The sequence below is a fragment of the Paenibacillus aquistagni genome (genome assembly GCF_900177815.1).
Lineage (GTDB): Bacteria > Bacillota > Bacilli > Paenibacillales > Paenibacillaceae > Paenibacillus_B > Paenibacillus_B aquistagni.
This window is the reverse complement of sequence record NZ_FXAZ01000002.1, coordinates 590,584-610,429: the sequence shown is the minus strand read 5'-3', so window position 1 is coordinate 610,429 and position 19,846 is coordinate 590,584. Positions and strand designations below refer to the sequence as shown.

The 19,846-nt window shown below is 48.0% G+C and carries 12 protein-coding genes and 1 other annotated feature; of the genes, 11 read left to right on the top strand and 1 reads right to left on the bottom strand.

Translation table 11 applies throughout. The annotated features are described in order from the left end of the window. Positions 1-152: 152 nt before the first annotated feature. From B9Y93_RS11425 to B9Y93_RS11395, 7 genes are all read left to right on the top strand, one after another. Entirely contained in the window at positions 153-2,069 is a 1,917-nt protein-coding gene (locus B9Y93_RS11425) for a family 20 glycosylhydrolase (RefSeq protein WP_085494526.1), read from the top strand. A 324-nt stretch (positions 2,070-2,393) separates the two neighbouring features. Beyond that, positions 2,394-2,596: a binding site (T-box leader), on the top strand. 100 nt (positions 2,597-2,696) lie between these two features. Next, positions 2,697-4,097 (top strand): Na+/H+ antiporter NhaC, encoded by a 1,401-nt coding sequence (nhaC, locus tag B9Y93_RS11420; protein ID WP_085494525.1) that lies wholly within the window; start codon positions 2,697-2,699, stop codon positions 4,095-4,097. Between the two features lie 16 nt (positions 4,098-4,113). Further along, on the top strand, positions 4,114-4,974 hold the full coding sequence (locus tag B9Y93_RS11415; protein ID WP_085494524.1) for an MBL fold metallo-hydrolase: 861 nt from the start codon (positions 4,114-4,116) through the stop codon (positions 4,972-4,974). 167 nt (positions 4,975-5,141) lie between these two features. Next, entirely contained in the window at positions 5,142-8,264 is a 3,123-nt protein-coding gene (locus B9Y93_RS11410) for a hybrid sensor histidine kinase/response regulator (RefSeq protein WP_176228906.1), read from the top strand. A gap of 1 nt (position 8,265) precedes the next feature. Beyond that, complete coding sequence (locus B9Y93_RS11405; protein WP_085494522.1) at positions 8,266-9,477, top strand: response regulator; 1,212 nt, start codon at positions 8,266-8,268, stop codon at positions 9,475-9,477. A 234-nt stretch (positions 9,478-9,711) separates the two neighbouring features. Beyond that, entirely contained in the window at positions 9,712-12,459 is a 2,748-nt protein-coding gene (locus B9Y93_RS11400; RefSeq protein ID WP_244903379.1) for an S-layer homology domain-containing protein, read from the top strand. 253 nt (positions 12,460-12,712) lie between these two features. Then, entirely contained in the window at positions 12,713-13,339 is a 627-nt protein-coding gene (locus tag B9Y93_RS11395) for a DsbA family oxidoreductase (RefSeq protein ID WP_085494520.1), read from the top strand. A 135-nt stretch (positions 13,340-13,474) separates the two neighbouring features. On the opposite strand, the gene B9Y93_RS11390 is transcribed toward B9Y93_RS11395, so the two are convergent. Next, positions 13,475-15,646, bottom strand: coding sequence for a glycosyl hydrolase family 18 protein (locus tag B9Y93_RS11390; RefSeq protein ID WP_244903375.1), 2,172 nt, complete (start codon positions 15,644-15,646; stop codon positions 13,475-13,477). 263 nt (positions 15,647-15,909) lie between these two features. On the opposite strand from B9Y93_RS11390, the gene B9Y93_RS11385 reads away from it, so the two are divergent. The 4 genes from B9Y93_RS11385 to B9Y93_RS11370 all read left to right on the top strand — a co-directional run bounded on the left by B9Y93_RS11385 (position 15,910) and on the right by B9Y93_RS11370 (position 19,649). Further along, positions 15,910-16,503: a GNAT family N-acetyltransferase gene (locus B9Y93_RS11385; protein ID WP_085494518.1), complete on the top strand. Its 594-nt coding sequence runs from the start codon at positions 15,910-15,912 to the stop codon at positions 16,501-16,503. A 95-nt stretch (positions 16,504-16,598) separates the two neighbouring features. Then, positions 16,599-17,360 (top strand): alpha/beta hydrolase, encoded by a 762-nt coding sequence (locus B9Y93_RS11380; RefSeq protein WP_169027473.1) that lies wholly within the window; start codon positions 16,599-16,601, stop codon positions 17,358-17,360. Between the two features lie 152 nt (positions 17,361-17,512). Further along, the gene (locus B9Y93_RS11375; protein ID WP_085494516.1) at positions 17,513-18,133 is read left to right on the top strand and encodes a CmcI family methyltransferase; all 621 of its coding nucleotides are present in this window, start codon (positions 17,513-17,515) and stop codon (positions 18,131-18,133) included. Positions 18,134-18,356: 223 nt separating this feature from the next. After that, positions 18,357-19,649, top strand: a complete 1,293-nt coding sequence (locus B9Y93_RS11370; protein ID WP_176228904.1) for a globin-coupled sensor protein — start codon at positions 18,357-18,359, stop codon at positions 19,647-19,649. Positions 19,650-19,846 lie beyond the last annotated feature (197 nt).

Below are 19,846 nucleotides of genomic sequence, written 5' to 3'. Positions count from 1 at the left end.
AGCAACCAAGATCTTAGCTCAGGGCTGTACGTGTATGGAGCGTGCGGCCATCTATTTTTAAACCGCTTATCTTTTTGGCTCCCAATATGTGCCGCTATCCCCTATAATAGATTCATAGACACTCATAATAATCCTGCAAGGGGGATTCAACGATGAAATTGCGCTTTGAAGGAAATATGGAATCGTTTGAACAGGGGATTCGTGAATTAGCTCATGAGATCCCTTTTGAATGTGCGGCGGATGATGGAATCTGCGTACAAGTGGAGGCGTCTCCAGGAGACGAGCTTGAGGTTGGACGAAAGGGCGATCATGCCTATATTCGCTATGGCAAAAAGCATCAGTTCTTCCGTGCATTAGGCCTCCTTGTTCAGCGCGGACATGAAGGCGATTTCGAGCTGAAGGAGACCCAGCGCTTTGACAATGTTGGACCGATGTTCGACTTGTCGCGCAACGGCGTGCTAACGGTTGACAGCTTCCAGCTGCTGCTGCGGAAGATGGCTCTTATGGGCATGAACACCGTAATGCTGTATATGGAGGATACGTATGAGCTTGAGGGAGAGCCATACTTCGGCTATATGCGTGGACGCTACTCGCAGGAGGAGCTGCGTGCGATTGATGATTATGCCGATCTATTCGGCATTGAAGCGTTCCCTAGCATCCAGACACTCGCTCATCTGGAGGAGTTCTTGAAGTGGGAGGCTGCGAAGGAATACAAGGATACGAAGGGTGCATTGCTTGCCAATGATGAGCGCGTCATGGCCTTCATTGAGCGCATGATTGAAGCTTCCAGCGCACCATTTCGCAGCCGCAAGATGCATATTGGAATGGATGAAGCGGAAGAAGTCGGTCGCGGCAAATATTTGGACAAGAACGGTTATACCGGACGCTTTGAGCTGATGGTCAACCATCTGGATAAGGTGCTTGAGATCGTGCGCAAGAAGGGATTGACTCCGATGATGTGGAGCGACATGTTCCTGAAGCTCGCCTCAACATCCTCTGACAACGAGCACTTCAGCCATGATACAAAGATTCCGGAGGAAATGGCAAGCCGCATCCCTAAGGATGTTGAGATGGTGTATTGGGATTATGCGCACATTGGCGAGGAGCACTACGAGCAGCTGATTGCGAATCATCGCCCGCTCGGAACGAAGCTGGCCTTTGCAGGCGGGGTATGGGTGTTCAATACCTTTGGCGTCAACTATGGCTTGTCCTTGCTTGCTACAGACGATGCCCTCAAGGTGTGCAAGCGAGAAGGCATTCGCGACGTGTACGCTACGATGTGGGGCGATGATGGGATGGAAAGCAATCCATACATTGCCTTGTTGGGGCTGCAATTCTACGCAGAGCATGCTTACACGGACGCAGAAGTGGACAAGGAGTGGCTGAAGGAGCGCGTTCAGTTCTGTACAGGCATCCCTTATGACGCGTATATGCTGATGAAGGATTTGGATGAGACCCCGGGCTCAGAACCGGATAACCGCAAGCAAAGCAATCCGTCCAAGTTCTTGTTGTATCAGGATGTTCTGCTTGGACTATTCGATAAGCAAATCGAAGGCCTGCCTATGAATGATCATTATGCGGCTTTGGAGCAGGCGATTACCGCTCAGCGCAATGAGCAGGCAGCTCTCGATTATATGTTCGATGTGCCAGAGAAGCTTGCGCATGTCTTGAAGCTGAAGAGCGAGATCGGCATTGAGCTGAAGCAAGCCTATGATGCCAGGGACCTTGAGACGATGCGTCATATTGCAGTCCATAAGCTCCCAGAGATTGCTTCAGCTGTAAAGCAGCTCCGTGCGTCGCATCGCACGCAGTGGCTGCGCATGTTCAAGCCATTCGGCTGGGAGGTCATCGACATTCGTTATGGCGGAGTCGTTCATCGGCTGGAGTCTGCCAGCGATCGCATCCTGGATTTGGTTGAAGGGCGGATTGCACAGATTGAAGAATTGGAGCAGGAGCGACTCGTATTCAGCTCCCGCAATCACTTGAATCATCAAGGAATCGGCTGGTCAAGCTACTACCTGCGCATGGCTTCGCCGAACGTCTTTTTCCATGTTATGAATCCGTTCTAATTGAATCCTATCCTGTAAATCATGGCCTGCTATGAGCATCCTGAGTGTGCTTAATAGCAGGCCTTTTTTTGCATGGAAATTCAGATTTACCCATTCATTATTTCTATAAATAAGCATTTATAGAATGATACGGATGAAAAAGGCGTGTAAATAAGTGCGAAATATCGCAAAACGGAATGCTGCTTTTATCGCGACAAGCTTCAGCTTTTTCAAATAAGAAAGCGATTACAGCTAGATCAACTGGAAATAAAATGAAATAAAATATGTGTTGACAATCGAAGGGATAGGTCTATAATGTGATTTATTACAAAAAAGCAGAATAGCAGAAAAGCGTTGAACTAATAAAGTAGCCGACTGCAGCGGGACAATCAGAGACTTAGTGGATGGTGCGAACTAAGCCCAAGCAAGCTGGCGAATTACAGTTAGGGAGCTGACATGTCAATGTCCGGCACATGCCGTTAAGGATTGAGTGAGCAGATGAATTCGTCTGTTAATCAGGGTGGTACCGCGGAACTTCCGTCCCTTTTTTGGGGATGGAAGTTTTTTTATTTTATACAAGGTTCAAAAAGTCGACTTATGAACAAATCAAGCAACAAGACAACTAAGATGTAAGGGAGTGAAATGAACATGAAACGACAAGTATCCATCGGTTTAGCGCTATTGCCTATTCTTGCGCTGATGATCGCGGGTGCAGCCTCTATCTTCACCTGGAAGGCTGGAATGTTTATCCCGCTCGTCATCGGCATCATCGTCACCGTTCTCGTAGGGGTGGTGAATGGTTATCGCTGGGATGAACTTCAGGACATGATGGTAAAAGGAGTAGCGAAGGCACTGCCTGCGATCTTTATCCTGCTTGTAATTGGGATGATCGTCGGCACGTGGATCTCAAGCGGGGTTATTCCTGCTATGATCTACTACGGCTTATCCTTCATTCATCCGGCCTTCTTCGTTCCAACTGTAGCGATTGTAACCGGGATCGTTGCCGTTACGCTTGGCAGTTCCTTCACTTCAATCGCAACGATAGGACTTGCCTTCATGGTCATTGGAGAAGGGATGGGCTTTTCTCCAGCGCTTATTGCGGGGGCAGTCATTTCAGGAGCATTCTTCGGGGACAAATTATCGCCCCTTTCTGATACGACGAATATTGCGCCGGCTATGGCAGAGACGGATCTATTCAGCCATGTGCGCCATATGCTGTGGGATACGATTCCGGCCTTTCTTATTACGATATTGCTATACCTCATCATTGGACAAGGCTCAGCCGCGCAAATGGCGGATACCGGCAACATCGATATGATCTTGTCTGGGATCGAGCAATCCTTTTTGATCCATCCGTTACTGCTGCTGCTTCCCGTACTGACGATTCTGCTTATGATGAAGCGGATGCCGGCACTGCCGACCCTGCTGCTCGTCGGCTTGCTGGGCGGAGTACTCTCTATCTTGATTCAAGGGGAGACGGTAACCGGCATGGTGAATACGATGACCAATGGCTTTCATATCGAATCGGGGATTCCATCCGTTGATTCCCTCTTAAACCGCGGCGGCATTGTATCGATGCTGAATACGATTGGGTTGTTGACCATTGCAACTGCGCTAGGAGGCTTATTGGAAGGAACGAAGATCTTCGAGGCGCTTGTCCGTCCGATTGTTCATCGGATCAAGAGCTCAAGCTCGTTGATTGCAACCACCATTGCATCAACATTCCTGGTGGCTTTTGCAAGCGGCGCTCAATTCTTGGCTATCATATTGCCGACAAGAACCTTTGTCCAAACGTACAAAGACATGAATCTCGATACTAAAAATTTATCTCGCTGCGTCGAAGCGGCGGGTACGGTGGGCATCACCTTGGTGCCATGGGGAGTTCCGGCAGTATTTGCTTCCAATATGCTTGGCATTGATGCTGTTGAATTTATCCCATACATTTTCTTTGCCTTCTTGGTTCCCCTCATTAACATTGTGTATGGCCTAACAGGGTGGACGATTGCGAAGAAAGATTACAGCAAAACAGATGAGCCAGTGAGCGAGTAAAGGAGAGGACATCATCATGGACAACGTTATCGTTAGCATCATCGGAACAGCGCAGGATGCAGGCGTTCCTCATCCCAATTGCTTCTGCGATCATTGCAAGGCTGCGATGGAGCAGCCTGAGCGGCGCCGATTTGCTGCTTCCTTGGCTGTTGTTACAGCTAATCAGTGGCATCTTATTGATGCCACGCCTGACTTCAGAGAACAGCTGGCGATGGTTCAACTCAAGTATGAGCGGATCGGCAAGCTGATGGATAGCATCTGGCTCACTCATGCACACATCGGTCACTACCCAGGGCTCATGTACTTGGGCAAAGAAGCGATCGGCGCGAAGGGGACTCCCGTCTTCTGCGGCACCAAGATGAAGCATATGCTTGAGAATCATGCTCCATGGAAGCAGTTGGTCGAACTGGGCAATATCAAGCCGCAGCTAGCGGAGAATGAGCAGGAACTAGAGCTGCCAGAGCAGGTCCGCATCATGCCAGTGGAGGTTCCGCATCGCAACGAATTCTCTGAGACGTTTGGGTTCTGGATTGAAGGTCCATCGCGCAAGCTGCTGTACATCCCTGATATTGATCGCTGGCATGATTGGGACCGTGATATTTATGACATGGCGAAGAAAGCGGATGTTTGTTTATTAGATGGGACCTTCCATTCTATAGAAGAGATTGAACGAATGGGGCGCAACTACAAAGAGATTCCACATCCTGTGATGACAGAGACGATGGATCGATTGCAGCGTCTCACGAGCGAGACCGACATTTACTTTACTCACTTTAATCATTCGAATCCCGTGCTTGATCCTGATGATCCGTTTGTGAAGCTTGTAATAGAGCGTGGTTTCCGATTGGCACGAGAAGGCATGGAGATCAAATTATAAGAGTGTTGTCCTTGTTAGCGATGATGGCATCGTAATGTTTCCGGAAGGGAGCATGACCATGCTGTCATCGCTTCTTTGCATGTCCATTATTTCCTCACTTGTGATTGCAGGCATTCGTTCGGTAATATATTCCTGTACTCCATATCATGTACTGAAGGATGAACGCAATGTTATCGATACTAAAACAATATCGACGGCCGCTTCTAGCCATCTGCTTATGGGCAGCATTGCTATTGCTGCTGTATGGCCTGCCTCTTCTGGATTCCTGCCCGCCGCCTTGCGCGATCGGGCAGCAGGGAGGAGTTGATTTGTCTCGCTGTTCCTTTGATAAAAAGGAGCCGATTGCACTGGAGGGGCGTTGGCAGTTCTATCCGAATCAATTCCTATACACGGAAAGAGCAGAGCCTAATGCATCCATCGGGAGCACGTATGTCGATGTGCCTCACAGATGGAACACTAGCAATTGGCCTCTTTTTCATAATAAGGTCCAATATGCCACATATAAGCTTAAGCTGAAGCTGCCTGAAAAAGTCTCAAACTATGCGATTCGCTTGGTTAATGTCAAAACGGCCAGTCAGGTGTTTGTTGATGGGAAGCTTGTGGGACAAAGAGGAAAGGTCGGAGCAACTTTCAAAGAAGCCGAGTCCTATAACCAGCCCTACACGGTATATTTTTCGGCTGCATCGGACGAAGTCGAGCTGCTTCTCCAAGTATCCAATTTTGATTTTAATGCGAACCGAGGAATTTCTGAGGCCATCTATATCGGTTCCCCCGAGTCGATTCATCATTATGAAAAGAGACAGGGCTTCTTTGATATCATATTGATTTCCTGCTTGCTGTTCATGGGCTTATATTTCTTTGGAGAGCATATTCATCGCAGAGATGGCCGTTCACCGATCTATTTTCCACTATTCTGCCTGTTCGGTGTTGTTTATTTTGCCAGTCATGGCGAGAAGCTGCTCATGGAGTGGCTTCCCCATCTTCCCAATGAGGTCTTTGTGAAGATTCAGATGCTGTCCAGCATGGGGGTCAGCTATTTCTTTCTCATTCATATCTACACCCAATTGAAGCCTTATGCTTCTGCTTGGCTTGTACGGGCATTAAGTTATTATACGGCAGGCATTGCCCTGTTTCTTATCATTGTACCGACGGCCTTCTATACTCAGTTCATGTATGCCTTATTGCTTGTTAATCTATTTGGCCTCGCTTATATAATCCTCATCTCCTTGCGGGCCGTTCAGGCTGGCATGGAGGGTTCATTCTACATCCTCATCAGTGTGCTGGCGGCCATGCAGGTGATTGTCATGATGGTGGCCAAAGCAGGCTGGATCGGCTATTACAATAATATACCGCCGATTGGCATTTTGGTGTTCGTGTTGGCGCAAGGCTTATTTTTCTCCAGCCGCTTCTCGAATGCCTATGAACAGATTAAGCAGCTGTCTCAGCAATTAATGAACAAAATGAAAGAGCAGGAGCAGTTCCTTGTTCGAACGTCACATGAGCTTAAGACGCCGCTGAATGCCATTATGAATATAAGTCAGTCGATGATTGAGGGGGCAGGGGGCCGATTAAATGCAGCACAAGAGTCCGATCTCAAGTTAGTCAACAGCACTGCTCATCGGCTGAGTCATCTAGTCAAGGATATATTGGATGCTGAACAGCTGAAGAATGAACGCATACGCCTCTATCCAAAGGCGATCGATATTTACCCTGTCGTATCTGTCATCGTCGATATCTTCCGGCATTTGAATATGAAGCAAGAGCTGCAGATTATGAATGAAGTAAGGGCTGATGAGCACTTTGTGGTTGGAGATGAGAATCGGCTCTCACAGATTCTGTACAATTTATTGGACAATGCGCTAAAACATACAGAAGCTGGGTCGATTCACATCGTGTGTGAGCATAGGGAAGGCTACGAGGCGGTAAGTGTGATCGATACGGGAGTAGGGATTGCAGAAGATCAATGGAATTCCATCTTTACGGAATACAAGCAGGTGGAGCGTTCGTCTTATACAGACACCTCAGGAATCGGAATTGGTTTGCCAATAGCCAAGCAGCTGGTTGAAAGGCAAGGCGGAGATATGAGGGTTCGTTCCGTGCTTGGTGCTGGAAGCACCTTTACCTTCACCTTGCCAGCAGCGAGTCGCTCTAACCAAGAAGAGGCAGCTCTCATGAACAGCACAATGGAGACTCTAATGGTTAGAGATATTGCGGCTGGCAAGGAAAGAGAGCGCCTCGATGAAGAAGCTGCAACCTCTCGCACAGCTGCAGCCTATCAAGGCCATGTACTGCTTGTTGATGACAGTTACCCCGGCTTGAAGGCGCTCAAGAACCTGCTGACGCTAGATGGCTATACCTGTGATGCGGTGACTTCAGGAGAGGCGGCGCTTGAGCTGCTGAAGCATGGCAATCCTTATAATTTGTGCATTATGGACGTGATGATGCCGAAGATGTCAGGCTTTGAGCTGTGCCGCTTGATCCGCCAATCCTATCATTCCTTGGAGCTGCCGGTCCTGATGGCTACAGCAGGCGCCAACTTTCAATTAAACAAGCTCGGCTTTGAGTCTGGGGCGAATGATTTTATTCACAAGCCTTATGACTGGACAGACCTAAGAGGAAGGGTTCGCACATTGGTAGAGTTGAAGGCAACAGCAGCAAAGCTTGTCCACTCGGAGCGTGATATGCTGAGAGCGCAGATCAAGCCGCACTTTTTGTTCAATGCCATCAATACAATATTGTGGATGAGCAAGCGGGACCCTGAGGAAACAAGGAAGCTTTTGTATCATCTAAGTGATTTCTTGAGAGGCAGCTTTGACTTCGACAATCATGATGCCGAAGTTCCATTTTCAGATGAATTGCAGTTAATTGAAGCGTATTTGTCGCTAGAGCGAGCACGCTTTGGCGAACGGCTTCAGGTCAAGTATGATCTTGAAGCTAAGGAGTTCGATATTCCTGCGCTGCTCCTGCAGCCAATTGTAGAGAATGCCGTTCGTCATGGCTTAATGGAGAAGGTGGAAGGCGGTACGGTCATGATTTCTTCGCGGCGTTCCAAGGACTGGATAGAAATCATGGTGGCAGATGATGGTGTCGGCATTTCACTTGAGCATCTTCATCATCTAAACAGCACTGCTGCATATGCCATGCCTGACAGGTCTCGTAAAGGAATTGGCCTCGATAATATTAATCGCCGTCTAAGAAGCTTATACGGCACTACCCTTCAGATAGAGCGAAGAGATGGCGGAGGAACAAAGGTGAGCATGTTTATACGTGCAGGAAAGGAGAACAAGTGACATGACCTACCGGATCTTAGTGGTTGATGACGAGCTGCCTGCATTGGATCGAATGAAAGATCTGCTTCAACAAGAAGAGCTTGTGGAAGAAGTGACGTTGTTTTCTCACGCGGAGCAGGCATTGGAATGGGCGGTATTGCATCAGCCGGATATTATCTTTCTGGACATTCAAATGCCTGGTATTCATGGACTGGAGTTCGCTAATCGCCTGCTGCAAGCCTCGCTAAGAAGTGAGGTTGTCTTTGTAACGGCTTATCATCAATATGCCCTGCAGGCGTTTGAGCTTAGCGCAGTGGATTATATTCTGAAGCCAGTGAAGCAGGAGCGGCTGAGTCAGACGCTGAGTCGCATTCATCGGCGTTATGCGTTTACTAGATTGGCTAATCGGGAACAGGGAGAGAGCAAGGAGGATAACCATTGTGTGCCTCCTTCGTCGAAAGATGGAGTGGGGTTAGATAAGAGTAGAGATCCGCATTTAAGTCCGGAGGTCGGAGAAGAGCACCCTTATCCCCGTATCTATTGCCTCGGTAGATTGAGGATACAGAGCGCAAATGGTGAAATGAAGTGGCATACCGCAAAGGTTAAGGAGCTGTTTGCGTATTTGCTGTACAAAGGCGAGGTAAGTCTGGAACAAATGATAGAAGACGTATTCCCTCATTCAGAGCCTAGCAAGGGAAAAGCTTATGTGCATACCTGTGTTTATCAAATTCGACGTGCGGTTCAGGAGCTGGACCTTCAGGAGTACATTCAGATTAAATACAGTGATCGTATGTACAGGCTGCAGTTAAGAGAGGTCTGGCAAGACCGTGAAGCCTTTGTTCATGGAGTGTCCAAGCGAGCAGGAATTGAAGCCATCGAGGAACAAACCTTGCTCTACCAAGGGGATTGGTGTGAAGGATTGGACAGCATGTGGATGCTCTCGTACCGAGAAGAGCTAAGGGATCGATTCCTATGGCTGATGGAGGATAAGATCGATTATTACCGCAAGCATGGAGATGGCCGAATGGCATTAGCGAATGCCCGCCGACTGCTGACGCTTGACCCATGGAATGAGCATTATGCTTTGCGCATTGCCGAGATCTATATGGAAGCACAAGAGAAAGGGCGGGCGAAGCAATTCATTCTAGACTATATCGAGCAGTACGAGCGGGAATGGGGAGAACCGCTGCCTGAAGCCTGGTATGAGCAAATGGAAGATATATTGGAACAATAAAAAGTGAATCAGAATAGGGTTGACGATAGGGATGTAACGACGATTACAGCGTTTAGTTGAGGGGTATAAGAGGCTGCTGCGAGAAATTCGCAGCGGCCTTTTTGTCATAAAGGGATGGATTAAAAAATGAGTTTTCAGCGTTTTTTCAGTGCCCTGCAATAATATAGTTCTCAAGCACTAGATTCATGGGGGATGCATTTCTATTTAACAATAAAGGGGTACGTGACTTTGACAATGAGCAAACATAAGAGCAGAAAATACGGACGCTGGATGATCATCTTTATGCTGTGCAGTACATGGATCATGTCTGCTTTCGCACCTCAAGCGTCAGCCAATCAAGGTGTTTCTTATATTGGCGGCAAGCTAACAGATGGAAAGCAAGATCCATTAACAGTTGAGCTTAACAGTCACGGAGAAGTGACGGCATATTTATGGCAGCAAGTGCACGGCACAACACAATATCAGCGCCAGCATTTTTCTACGATGGCAACGAATCTGTTTTTGAGTGAAAGTGATACAACCACCCGGTATTATACCCCAACAGCAGGAGGGGAGAATATGCAGGGAGTCGTGCATCAACTGCTGGGCGAAGGCACGCTGTCACAGCCGAATGCTGAGATGCTGGAAATGACGTGGGCGCTCGATCAGGGTAATGTGGAGCTGAAGCTGGCGATCAACTACTCTGGAAATGAGAGTTACTATGAGAAGCGGTGGACGATTCACAACAAATCGTCTGACAAGACGTATTCTAATCTAAGGCTGATTCACGGAGGGGATACCTTATTCGGCGGGGAAGACAGCGCTAGAAGCTACTGGGACCCTCTGCTGAATATGGTCTATCTCATCAACAGCAATATGAATCAATTTGGTGTAATGGGCTTTGCAGGAAAGAATACCTCGCCTGCGGACCGATACTTTGGCGGTCATTATGGCGTAGGCATTCAAGCAGCATCTCAAGGGAATTTGCCGAATACGGTGGAAGCGAATTATGCAGATGCAGGCTACCATCTCCAGTGGAATCGCGCTTCTCTAGCACCTCACGAAACCTGGGTGATTGAATCGACGGAGACATGGACTCCGGCCGGCGTGCTTCAAGTTATCGCGCCTCCTTCACAAACGACAGCGCCGGACAGTACCGTATCTTATTTGTTCAAGCTGCAGAACTTCCAAGCTGTAGATGATCAGTTCGAGGTTCAGGCAGTATCGGCCCACGGCTATCAGACGGGCATTCGAGAAGGCGCCATCATTGATGCTGCCAAAGACGGGGCAATTAAAAATGTGACCGTTGATGTTGTCATTCCCCCTGGAGCTGCAGGCAGTGACACGATTACGCTCAATGCCGTATCCAAAAGTGACAGCGCAATCAAGAACAGCGCTTCTGTCACTACGATAATTGATCAAAACATACCTGTCATAACGAAAGTTACGCCTTTACCAGCTCAAGTAAGCAAGGGGATACCTCAGATTGTCACGGTCGAGATCAATACGGCCAATGCTCCCGATGGGGCCAAGGTGCAAGTCGAATTGCTTGATGCAAACAAATCTTCTTTGCCACAGACCGTAACAGGTGAGGATGTCATCGCTGTTAATCAAGCAGCTGTCCCGTTGTCTATTCCCGGAGAGCTTGAATGGGGGGATTATTATATCCAAGTGAAGGTAGAGGGCATTAATGGCGTTCACAGCAATGCTTCCTTGAAGGTCGTTGACGAGGTTAATGCGGATTTGCGTCAATTGTCGATAGCGGAGGGTGTGCTAAGCCCTGTGTTTGCTAGAGAGATCACAGAATATGAGGCTTCGGTGAGTCATGATGTATACCATGTGACGGTTACAGCAGATGTCTACGACAGCCGTTCAACGTTGTTCATAAATGGAGCGTTGGTACAATCTGGAACATCCTCGGCACCTATCCCTGTTAAGGTTGGGCAGAATGCGATTAAGGTGGAAGTGCTTGCGCATGATGGCATCACGAGAAAAGCATACACAATTCTCGTTCGAAGTGCTCCAAGCCATGAAGCCAAGCTGCTGCATATGGCGGTTGCACCAAGTCGGCTTAAGCCTCATTTCTCAAGCGAGATCACCGAATACAGCATGCAGGTGGATTATAGCATCGAGCAGCTGTCCGTGACGGATCTTGTCTATTCGCCGTCAGCATCATTGACTGTTACAGGAGCAACGTATCAACCCTTAACAAACGGCTATATTGCCCCGCTTCAGGTTGGGAAGAATATGATTCTTCTTATGGTGACTGCGCAGGATGGCAGTACGCAAACGATGTATCGACTTGAAGTCATTCGCAAGCAAAAGGAAAGCGGCGGATATCCTGGCCCAATCCTCGAGCTTCCTAATCAAGAAGAGCCAAAGCCTGTCGTGATCGAACATGAATCCTACATAAGAGGCTACAAGGACGGCACATTTCGACCTGAAAAAGGAATCACACGAGCTGAGCTGGCATCTGTCCTCTGGCGATTGATCAAGGAGGACTTGGGACATGCTTCCTTGAAGCAACAAGCAAGCTTTATGGATGTGCCTTCCCACCATTGGGCCTACGAGGCGATTGAGGAACTTAAGGCTAGAGGCATCATGAAAGGGATGGATAAGAATTACTTTGAGCCTGATCGTCCGCTAAGCAGAGCAGAGTTTGCAGTGACAGCTGCTCGCTGGATGAAGCTTGCATCATCAGGAGAAGCCGCTTATCCGGATGTGAAGGGGCACTGGGCGGCGAAGGAGATCGCAGCTCTTGCCGAAGCTGGGGCAATGGAAGGCTATGACAATGGAGCGTTCCGCCCGAATGCGAATGTTAGCCGTGCTGAAATTTTGAAGATGCTCAATCGATTGATAAAGCGGGGACCGCTGCTTGAGGTTGCCGAGCCAACTTGGACGGATGTGCCGACAAGCTACTGGGCATTTGGCGACATTGAGGAAGCTTCACGTACCCATAAAGCTCAGATCGCACCTCAAGCAGGAGAACGATTCATCCCTTAACCCTGCAGGGATTATGGACAACAAGGTGAATACATCATAAGAAAGCAATGCCCGGCAGGTATATATAGAGTATCCTTGCCGGGCATTATAAGTATGTGTGCACATGGAATAGGAGTATTAGGTATTTACGAGAGCATCGCTCGAATCCCTCTGAATAGTAACTTTTAAAAATATACTTACATTTAGTAAGTATTTGTGCTATACTGATTTCATCATTGAATAACAGGTGTCATTCAAGGAGGTTGTTTTTAAGATGAAGATAGATCTATTCGTTGATATCGTATGTCCGTGGTGCCGCATCGGCAAGCAGCATTTGTTCCAAGCGATGGAGCAATGGAGCGGGGAAGCCGTGGAGGTTAACATTCACGCCTATCAATTGGACCCGAATATGCCGGCTGAAGGTGTAAAGCTCGCTAAGTACTTCGAGAAATTCGGCAATCCCGGCATGGTGAAGCAAATGACGGATCGTGTATGTGAAGCGGGAGCACAATGCGGCTTGCACTTTGACTTCAACCACGTGGATCATATGCCAAACACCCTGCGCAGCCATCAATTAATCAAGCTTGCACCAGCGGAGCAGAAGCTGACGGTGCTCGATGGCTTGTATGAGGCTTATTTTACAAAGGCGCTTGATGTGTATGACATGGATGTTATCTTGGATGTAGCCGAGCAGGCAGGCATGGAACGTGCAGATACTCGCGCTCGCCTAGAAGCAGGCGAAGGTACTGAGGCTGTTAAGGAGGATCTTGAATTTGCCCGTCGTGTGGGCATTCAAGGGGTGCCTTTCTTTATCATCAACGATAAGTATGCATTGTCAGGGGCTCAGCCTGTTGAAGCTTTCTTAAATGCTTTTGAAAAGGTCGGTTCACAGACGTCTTAAATCTGCGCTCCATATATATCTTCTTTAATCATAAGGAGTGGCCGGGTGATCTTGGATAGATCGCTCCGCGCCACTCCTTTTTATGCTTTTCGCTCTGTTGTGCAGCACAGCGGAGTGTTGTTATTCTTCATTGTCCTACTTCTTAACCCAAAGAGCGGGTACTGCTGGAGGCTCCCAGCCAGTAAGTGAGGTATGGGCAATACGGCAGGTATAGACGTCTCCGTTATAGCTTACCTCTTGGCCAACCGAATATGCGGTATTAAGCGCCCATGCAAGCGGCCCGCTAGGAGCGGCGTCGGTCGTCACTTGGATCGCTGTGCTTAAAGGCGATTGATTGCCCGCTGCGTCTGCTGCTGCAATCTGGATTGAATAGGCCGTTTCCTTGGTGAGCCCCGTTAGGGTAAAGGTTGTGCTTGATCCAGATGGAGAAGCAGAAAGGGCGCCGTTAACATAAATCGGATAGCTGGTGACACCCACATTATCAGTAGATGCGTTCCAGCTAAGCGAGATCGTTGTATCCGTGTGGGAAGTTGAGCTGAGATTAGCGGGTGTCGTCGGCGGAGTGGTGTCGGCAGATGCTGGAAGGGTGTTGAACGTAACAGGAGCGCTGGGTGTCGAGATGTTGCCAGCAGCATCCCTTGCTACTACGGATGCTGTGTAGTTTGTGTCGGCTGTCAATCCTGTTAAGGTGATCGAATGAGTGCTGGCCGTATTGTAGAGGGCATTCCCCAGATACACGTCATAGCCGACAACACCGACATTATCCTGTGAAGGTGTCCATGTCAGCTTGGCGGATGTGCTGGCCGTATCGCTAACGACGACGTTGGCTGGTGTTGTGGGAGGGAGTTTATCAACGGGCGGAGCGGTTATATTCAGATCTTGCGCGACGCGACCGAGCAGTGTATCGCCACTGCATTGATATTTCGGACTTGTTCGACAGTCCATGCTGATATCCCAATACATCGCACCGCCAAGCCCTTGGTTTTTGATATAAGACGTCTTGTAGCTGATGGATTGCAGGTCTTCATAACTAATAAAGGTTCCGGTGCTTGGTTGGTACAGGTACGGAACTTTGGCGGCATCGTTCCAATACCTTGTGAAGCCATTTTTATTGACCATATTGGCGGTTAAGTCGCCATAATCGAACATGCCCGTGGAGCCCGTCTCATAATTATCCCATGTGCCGCGTGCTGCTACATCGCCATTCCAATCTGGTGTACAGGATTGATACTGCCCGTCTTGATTAGGACCAGCCGCACAATTTTTCCAGCCTCGGCCATAAAAAGGAATGCCCAGTACAAGCTTGCTGCTTGGTACTCCAGCCTGTTTATAGGCAGTAATGGCATAATCCGTATAAAAACCAGGAGTCGTTGTTGGAGCTAGAGGGTCCTGATCGAGCGGGGCATTATGGTTTGTGCTGTTCTCCCAATCGCCGTGAAAGTCATAGGTCATCACATTCATCCAATCAACGAGGCTGGCGACCTGCACAATCTCTGTCGTTTCCAGGTAAGATTCATTAGCCCTTGTAGCAATCGTCAGCAGATAGCTGCGCCCATCCTCAGCGCCTGCTTGGTTCAGCTTCGTGCGGACAGCCTGCAGCAAGAGGGTGAAGTTCTGCTTATCTTCAGGACGCTCGCTATTGCCCGTTAATCCCCCTTCAACAGGATATTCCCAATCAATATCGATGCCGTCGAAGCCGTATGTTCGAATGACATGGACTGCAGATTGGGCAAAGTTCTGACGAGCAGCAGGATCTGCCGCTACATCGGAGAAGCGATTAGACCATGTCCAGCCTCCAATTGACAGCAGTGTTTGAAGATGAGGATACTGTGCCTTGAGCTGCCTTAGCTTATAGAAGTTGCCGCACAATCCTTTGGAGCAATCCTCCCATTCAAGCGGGATGCCATCATCGTGATTCACATCGGCCCAAGGGTCGCCTAGAACAATAGCGCCATTAGGTACATTGCCTGTCTGAGTAGGTACGCCGCTGTCTTTGCAGGGCCAAGTTTGCTTATTCGGATTGTCTGGTGCATTGGAGGCATTGCCATGCCGTCCGTTCCAACAAATATCCGCAAAGGCATAGTTCAGGTGAGTCAGCTGACTGCCATCGATATCCTCAACTTGATAATCCTGATCATAGATAGCCCATTCAATGAAATAGCCGACAGATTTGTAGGGCGGTGCTGCGGACTGAGCGCTGGCTTCTCTTAGGGGCCAACCCATCGATACAATGAAGCTGACCACAATACATAACAACCCCCCCCTTTTTGCATAGGATCGGAAAGTTAAAGCATGAGACTGTTTCACAATCATTCCTCCTTCATTGAAGTTAAATCCCTTTCATTTATATTTAAAAAATTTGATTTTAGAAAGCATTGATGCAAAAATTATTTTAGTACTGAATGAATCCTTGGGAGTCAATCCAATCAGCCAAAAAACACGGGAATCCATCACTAAATTGAGGTAGAATAAGGTAACCCATTATTCTAGGTGAACGAGATTCATGACGAGGAAGCCAGCATAGACGTCTCGAGTGTGAGCGGATGAAATAACAGAATAGGAGGCTTAAGATGAATTCCTATATCATTAAAACCTTCGCAGACTTAAGTAAATCGCAACAGCGGCAGGCGGCCATTGTTTTTGTCGATGGATTCTATCTTTATCTGAAAGCGCTGACGAAAGATAGAGACAAGCTTATCCGGCTTTTTATGGACACCTTTTCACCAGAGCATGTGCTCGTATGTCTGCATCATGAAGAGGTTGTCGGTGTTGTTGGCTATGCGACGCAGCAAGGGCGTGTTCACCTTTATGATCGAAAGGTCATGATCAGAGAGCTTGGCTGGCTGCGTGGAAGTGTGATGTTTATGCTGATGGATCGTTCTCAGACGCTGGCAGCGGAGCAGTGCTATATTGAATCGTTAACGACAGCAGAGGATGCAAGAGGCAAGGGGGTAGCGACAGCCCTAATCAATCATATCCTGCACGCTGTACACAAGAAGGAGTTTATTCTTGAGGTGTTCGATACGAATCACGAGGCCATCCGACTGTATGAACGACTCGGCTTTGAAGTCTATCATAGTAAAGCAAAGCGCTTCTTCCGCAAGAAAGCAGGCTATCAAGCTTGTCATTCAATGAGAAAACATCACATAAGCATGCAATCGTAAAGGAAGAACGAAGAGATCGACCAGCTGGGTGAGCTTGAAGATGTTGGGTCTGAAGACTCAAGCAGAAGATGCTGGATGAAATGGGAGGGGAGCATGTGAACAAGTTTAAAGGACAGCTGCGAGAAGAAAAGGTGGATGGCCGTCGTCTAACGGTCTATCTCCCTCCTTCCTATGAGAAGACGCTTGACACCTATCCCGTTGTCTATTTCCAGGATGGAGGCGATCTATTTGCTCCCGATCGCAGTGATGTCCTTCCACGATTGGAGAGGATGATGGGCTCATGCAAGCTGCCAGAGCTTATGCTGGTAGGCGTGGAGCCATGCCATCGTCTAAATGACTATTCTCCTTGGCCGGTACCAGCTCATGCATCCAGGTACAGCCGACATGCATTTGGCGGTCAAGGCGACAGGTATCTGGAGAAGTTGTCTAAGCTCATAAAGCCTTACGTGGACAGCCATTATCGGACCAAGCCTGAAAGGGAGCATACCGCCTTGGTAGGTGCGTCGCTAGGTGCGTTAATTTCCTTGTATGCGGCGTACACGCATCCGAGCATTTACAGCAGAATCGGCTGTTTATCGACATCGATCTGGTTTGAAGGATTCATGGATTATATGAATAGGCATCAGCTTGATAGCCAGATGCGCATTTACATGGATATAGGACTTCAAGAGAGCAGGTCCTCTTCATATCAGGACCAAGAGCTTCTCCGTCTCACAGAAGCTGCCTTCAAGCAAATAAAGGCATCGGGCGTTCCTGATGATCAGATCATTCTTGTGAGGGATGAGCATGGCAGGCATCGGCCCTCAGCTTTTATTCGTCGACTGCCTGAAGCTTTGGAGTGGCTCTATCATGATTAGGAATAGAGGTATTGTCATTCGCATGATGAACGCTTGATCCAGAATTTTTCCCAAGCAAGCAAAGCTCTTCTTGCATTTACTATGAAGAACGGGACCCTATCAATTTGCTGCTGTACAGAGTGGTTCCTATCATAGAAGGGAGAGCTGCCTTTATGCATAACGACTTTATAACGCCTTTCTATCTTCACTATTATAACAGTGGGGTGTGGGGCGATACCTACTGGCTTGGTCATCGCGTGTTGAAGTGCCCGCTAGATATGATCTTGTATCAGGAGATCCTATTCCAGTTGAAGCCGGATGTGATTGTGGAGTGCGGGACGAATGAAGGTGGAAGCACGCTGTTTCTGGCTAGCATCTGTGACTTGCTGAAGCATGGCAGAATCATAAGTGTGGACATTCAGGATCGGAAGCCTCCTCAGCATGATCGAATCACCTATCTTATTGGGAATTCAGCTTCGGAAGAGACCTTTATTAGGGTTAGAAGCAGCATTGCACCAGAGGAGAAGGTGCTTGTCATCTTGGATTCGGATCATTCTAAGAAGCATGTCTATCAGGAGATGAAGCTCTATCATCAGCTTGTCTCGGTAGGAAGCTATCTGATTGTGGAAGACACGATTATTGGACATCCGGTGGCTCCGCAGCTGCTGCCAGGCCCGATGGAGGCTGTTTATCAGTTTTTAGGAGAGAATGACAAGTTTGAGATTGATCCAACCAAGCACAAGTTTCATCTTACATTTAACCCAAATGGCTATTTGCTTCGAGTAAAAGAGTAAAAAATAAATAAATCGAAGAAAAATAAGCATATTGTACGAAAAATTGAACAATTATCTACAAAAAGAGAAGAATTTAGACGATATAATGAAATATCTTACATGGGAGATATACCCATATTTGCTCAACCGTGTTATGATCGCGATAGATCAATAATAGAAGTGGAACGAGTAGACGTTGTACACGCTCATCTGTGATAGAAGAGCGCATCCGGGGGGAATGACAGTGTTAGCAGGAATTCGCAAGAAAAAAGTATCTTTGCTTAGCGGCGTAACAGTCGCTGAAGGATATATTCAAGTCTCGAATGCGATTCAAGAACAGCTAGATATGATCGGAATGACACCACTTGATCTTGCTGTGTTAGCAAGATTGAAGCCTTATGCGGAAGAGAGCATAAATAAGACGATCGACTTTTTTTATGAGATGGTAGAAAAGCAGGCGGATTTGAAGGCGATTATTGCCCATCACAGTCATACAGAGAGATTGAAGCAAACGTTAAGGCCCCATCTGCTCCAGATGTTTGAAGGCCGACTTGATGAAGAATATATTAAACGACGTAGAATTGTTGCGCATATCCATGTCCGCATTGATTTGCCGACGAAGTGGTACATTGCTTCGTTCGAGCTGCTAAGCCAGTCTATTACGAAGCTCGTTCACAGCTTGGAGCTGCCAGAATCAGAGGTGCATCAGATCATGGATGCCTTGAAGCGGGTATTGAATCTGGAGCAGCAGCTTGTACTCGAAGCCTATGAGGCAGAGAATGACCGCATTCGCGCAGATGCAGATCAACAGAAGCAAAGCGTGCAGCATGTGATATCCGAAGCAAGCAAGCAGCTCACGATAAGCACCTCGGAGACGATGAGGGCTCTGAATGAACTATTGAATCGATCCGATCAGATGTTCAACAAGGTTCGCAGCAGCCGAGAATCCTTTACGGAGGTGGCTCACCTCTCGCAAGATGGCAGTCATATGCTGCATGCTCAGCAGGACCAGATGGATCATATCGCGTCTTCTATGAATGAGGCGATGAAGCGCATGGGAGAGCTGATCGCGATATCCCAAGAGATTCAAGAGATTATGACGATTGTAAAAGGAATCTCTGAGCAGACGCAGCTCTTGGCCTTGAATGCAACGATTGAGGCGGCTCATGCGGGGGAGATGGGCAAAGGCTTCGCTGTCGTTGCGAAGGAAGTACGGCGAATGGCGGAGCAAACGAATAATTCCTCAGGGGTTATTCACAATCTTATCGAGAAGACGAATGAAAAGATCGACAGCATTCACGCCATTATTCACGAGGTGAATGGACAGATTGTAGACAGCACGGGCGAGACTGGAAAAGCGAATCATTTCTTTGGCCACATTCAGCATCGTATTGAACAGAATCAGCTTCAGGGTGAGGAGCTCATGCAGGACGTAGAGGAGCTTACCCAATGGCTGGAGGATATTCGACTTGCTTCTAATGATGTGGGGCTTCAAGCCGATTCGCTTAAAGGCATGCTTGAGCAGTGGAAGCAATAGCTTGGTGACGGCTATTGACTAGCCAGTCATGAAGAAGGCTGCTCCAATTAGTGAATGCATGATCATATAAATATAAACATAAAGACCAAAGGTAGAGCATCCAAGCATGAAGCTTGGTGTGTCCCTTTGGTCTTTTTTTGTCCGTATAAAGTGAATAAGCCAGCTCTGCCAAAGACGAAACCAGCCTTCTATTTAGC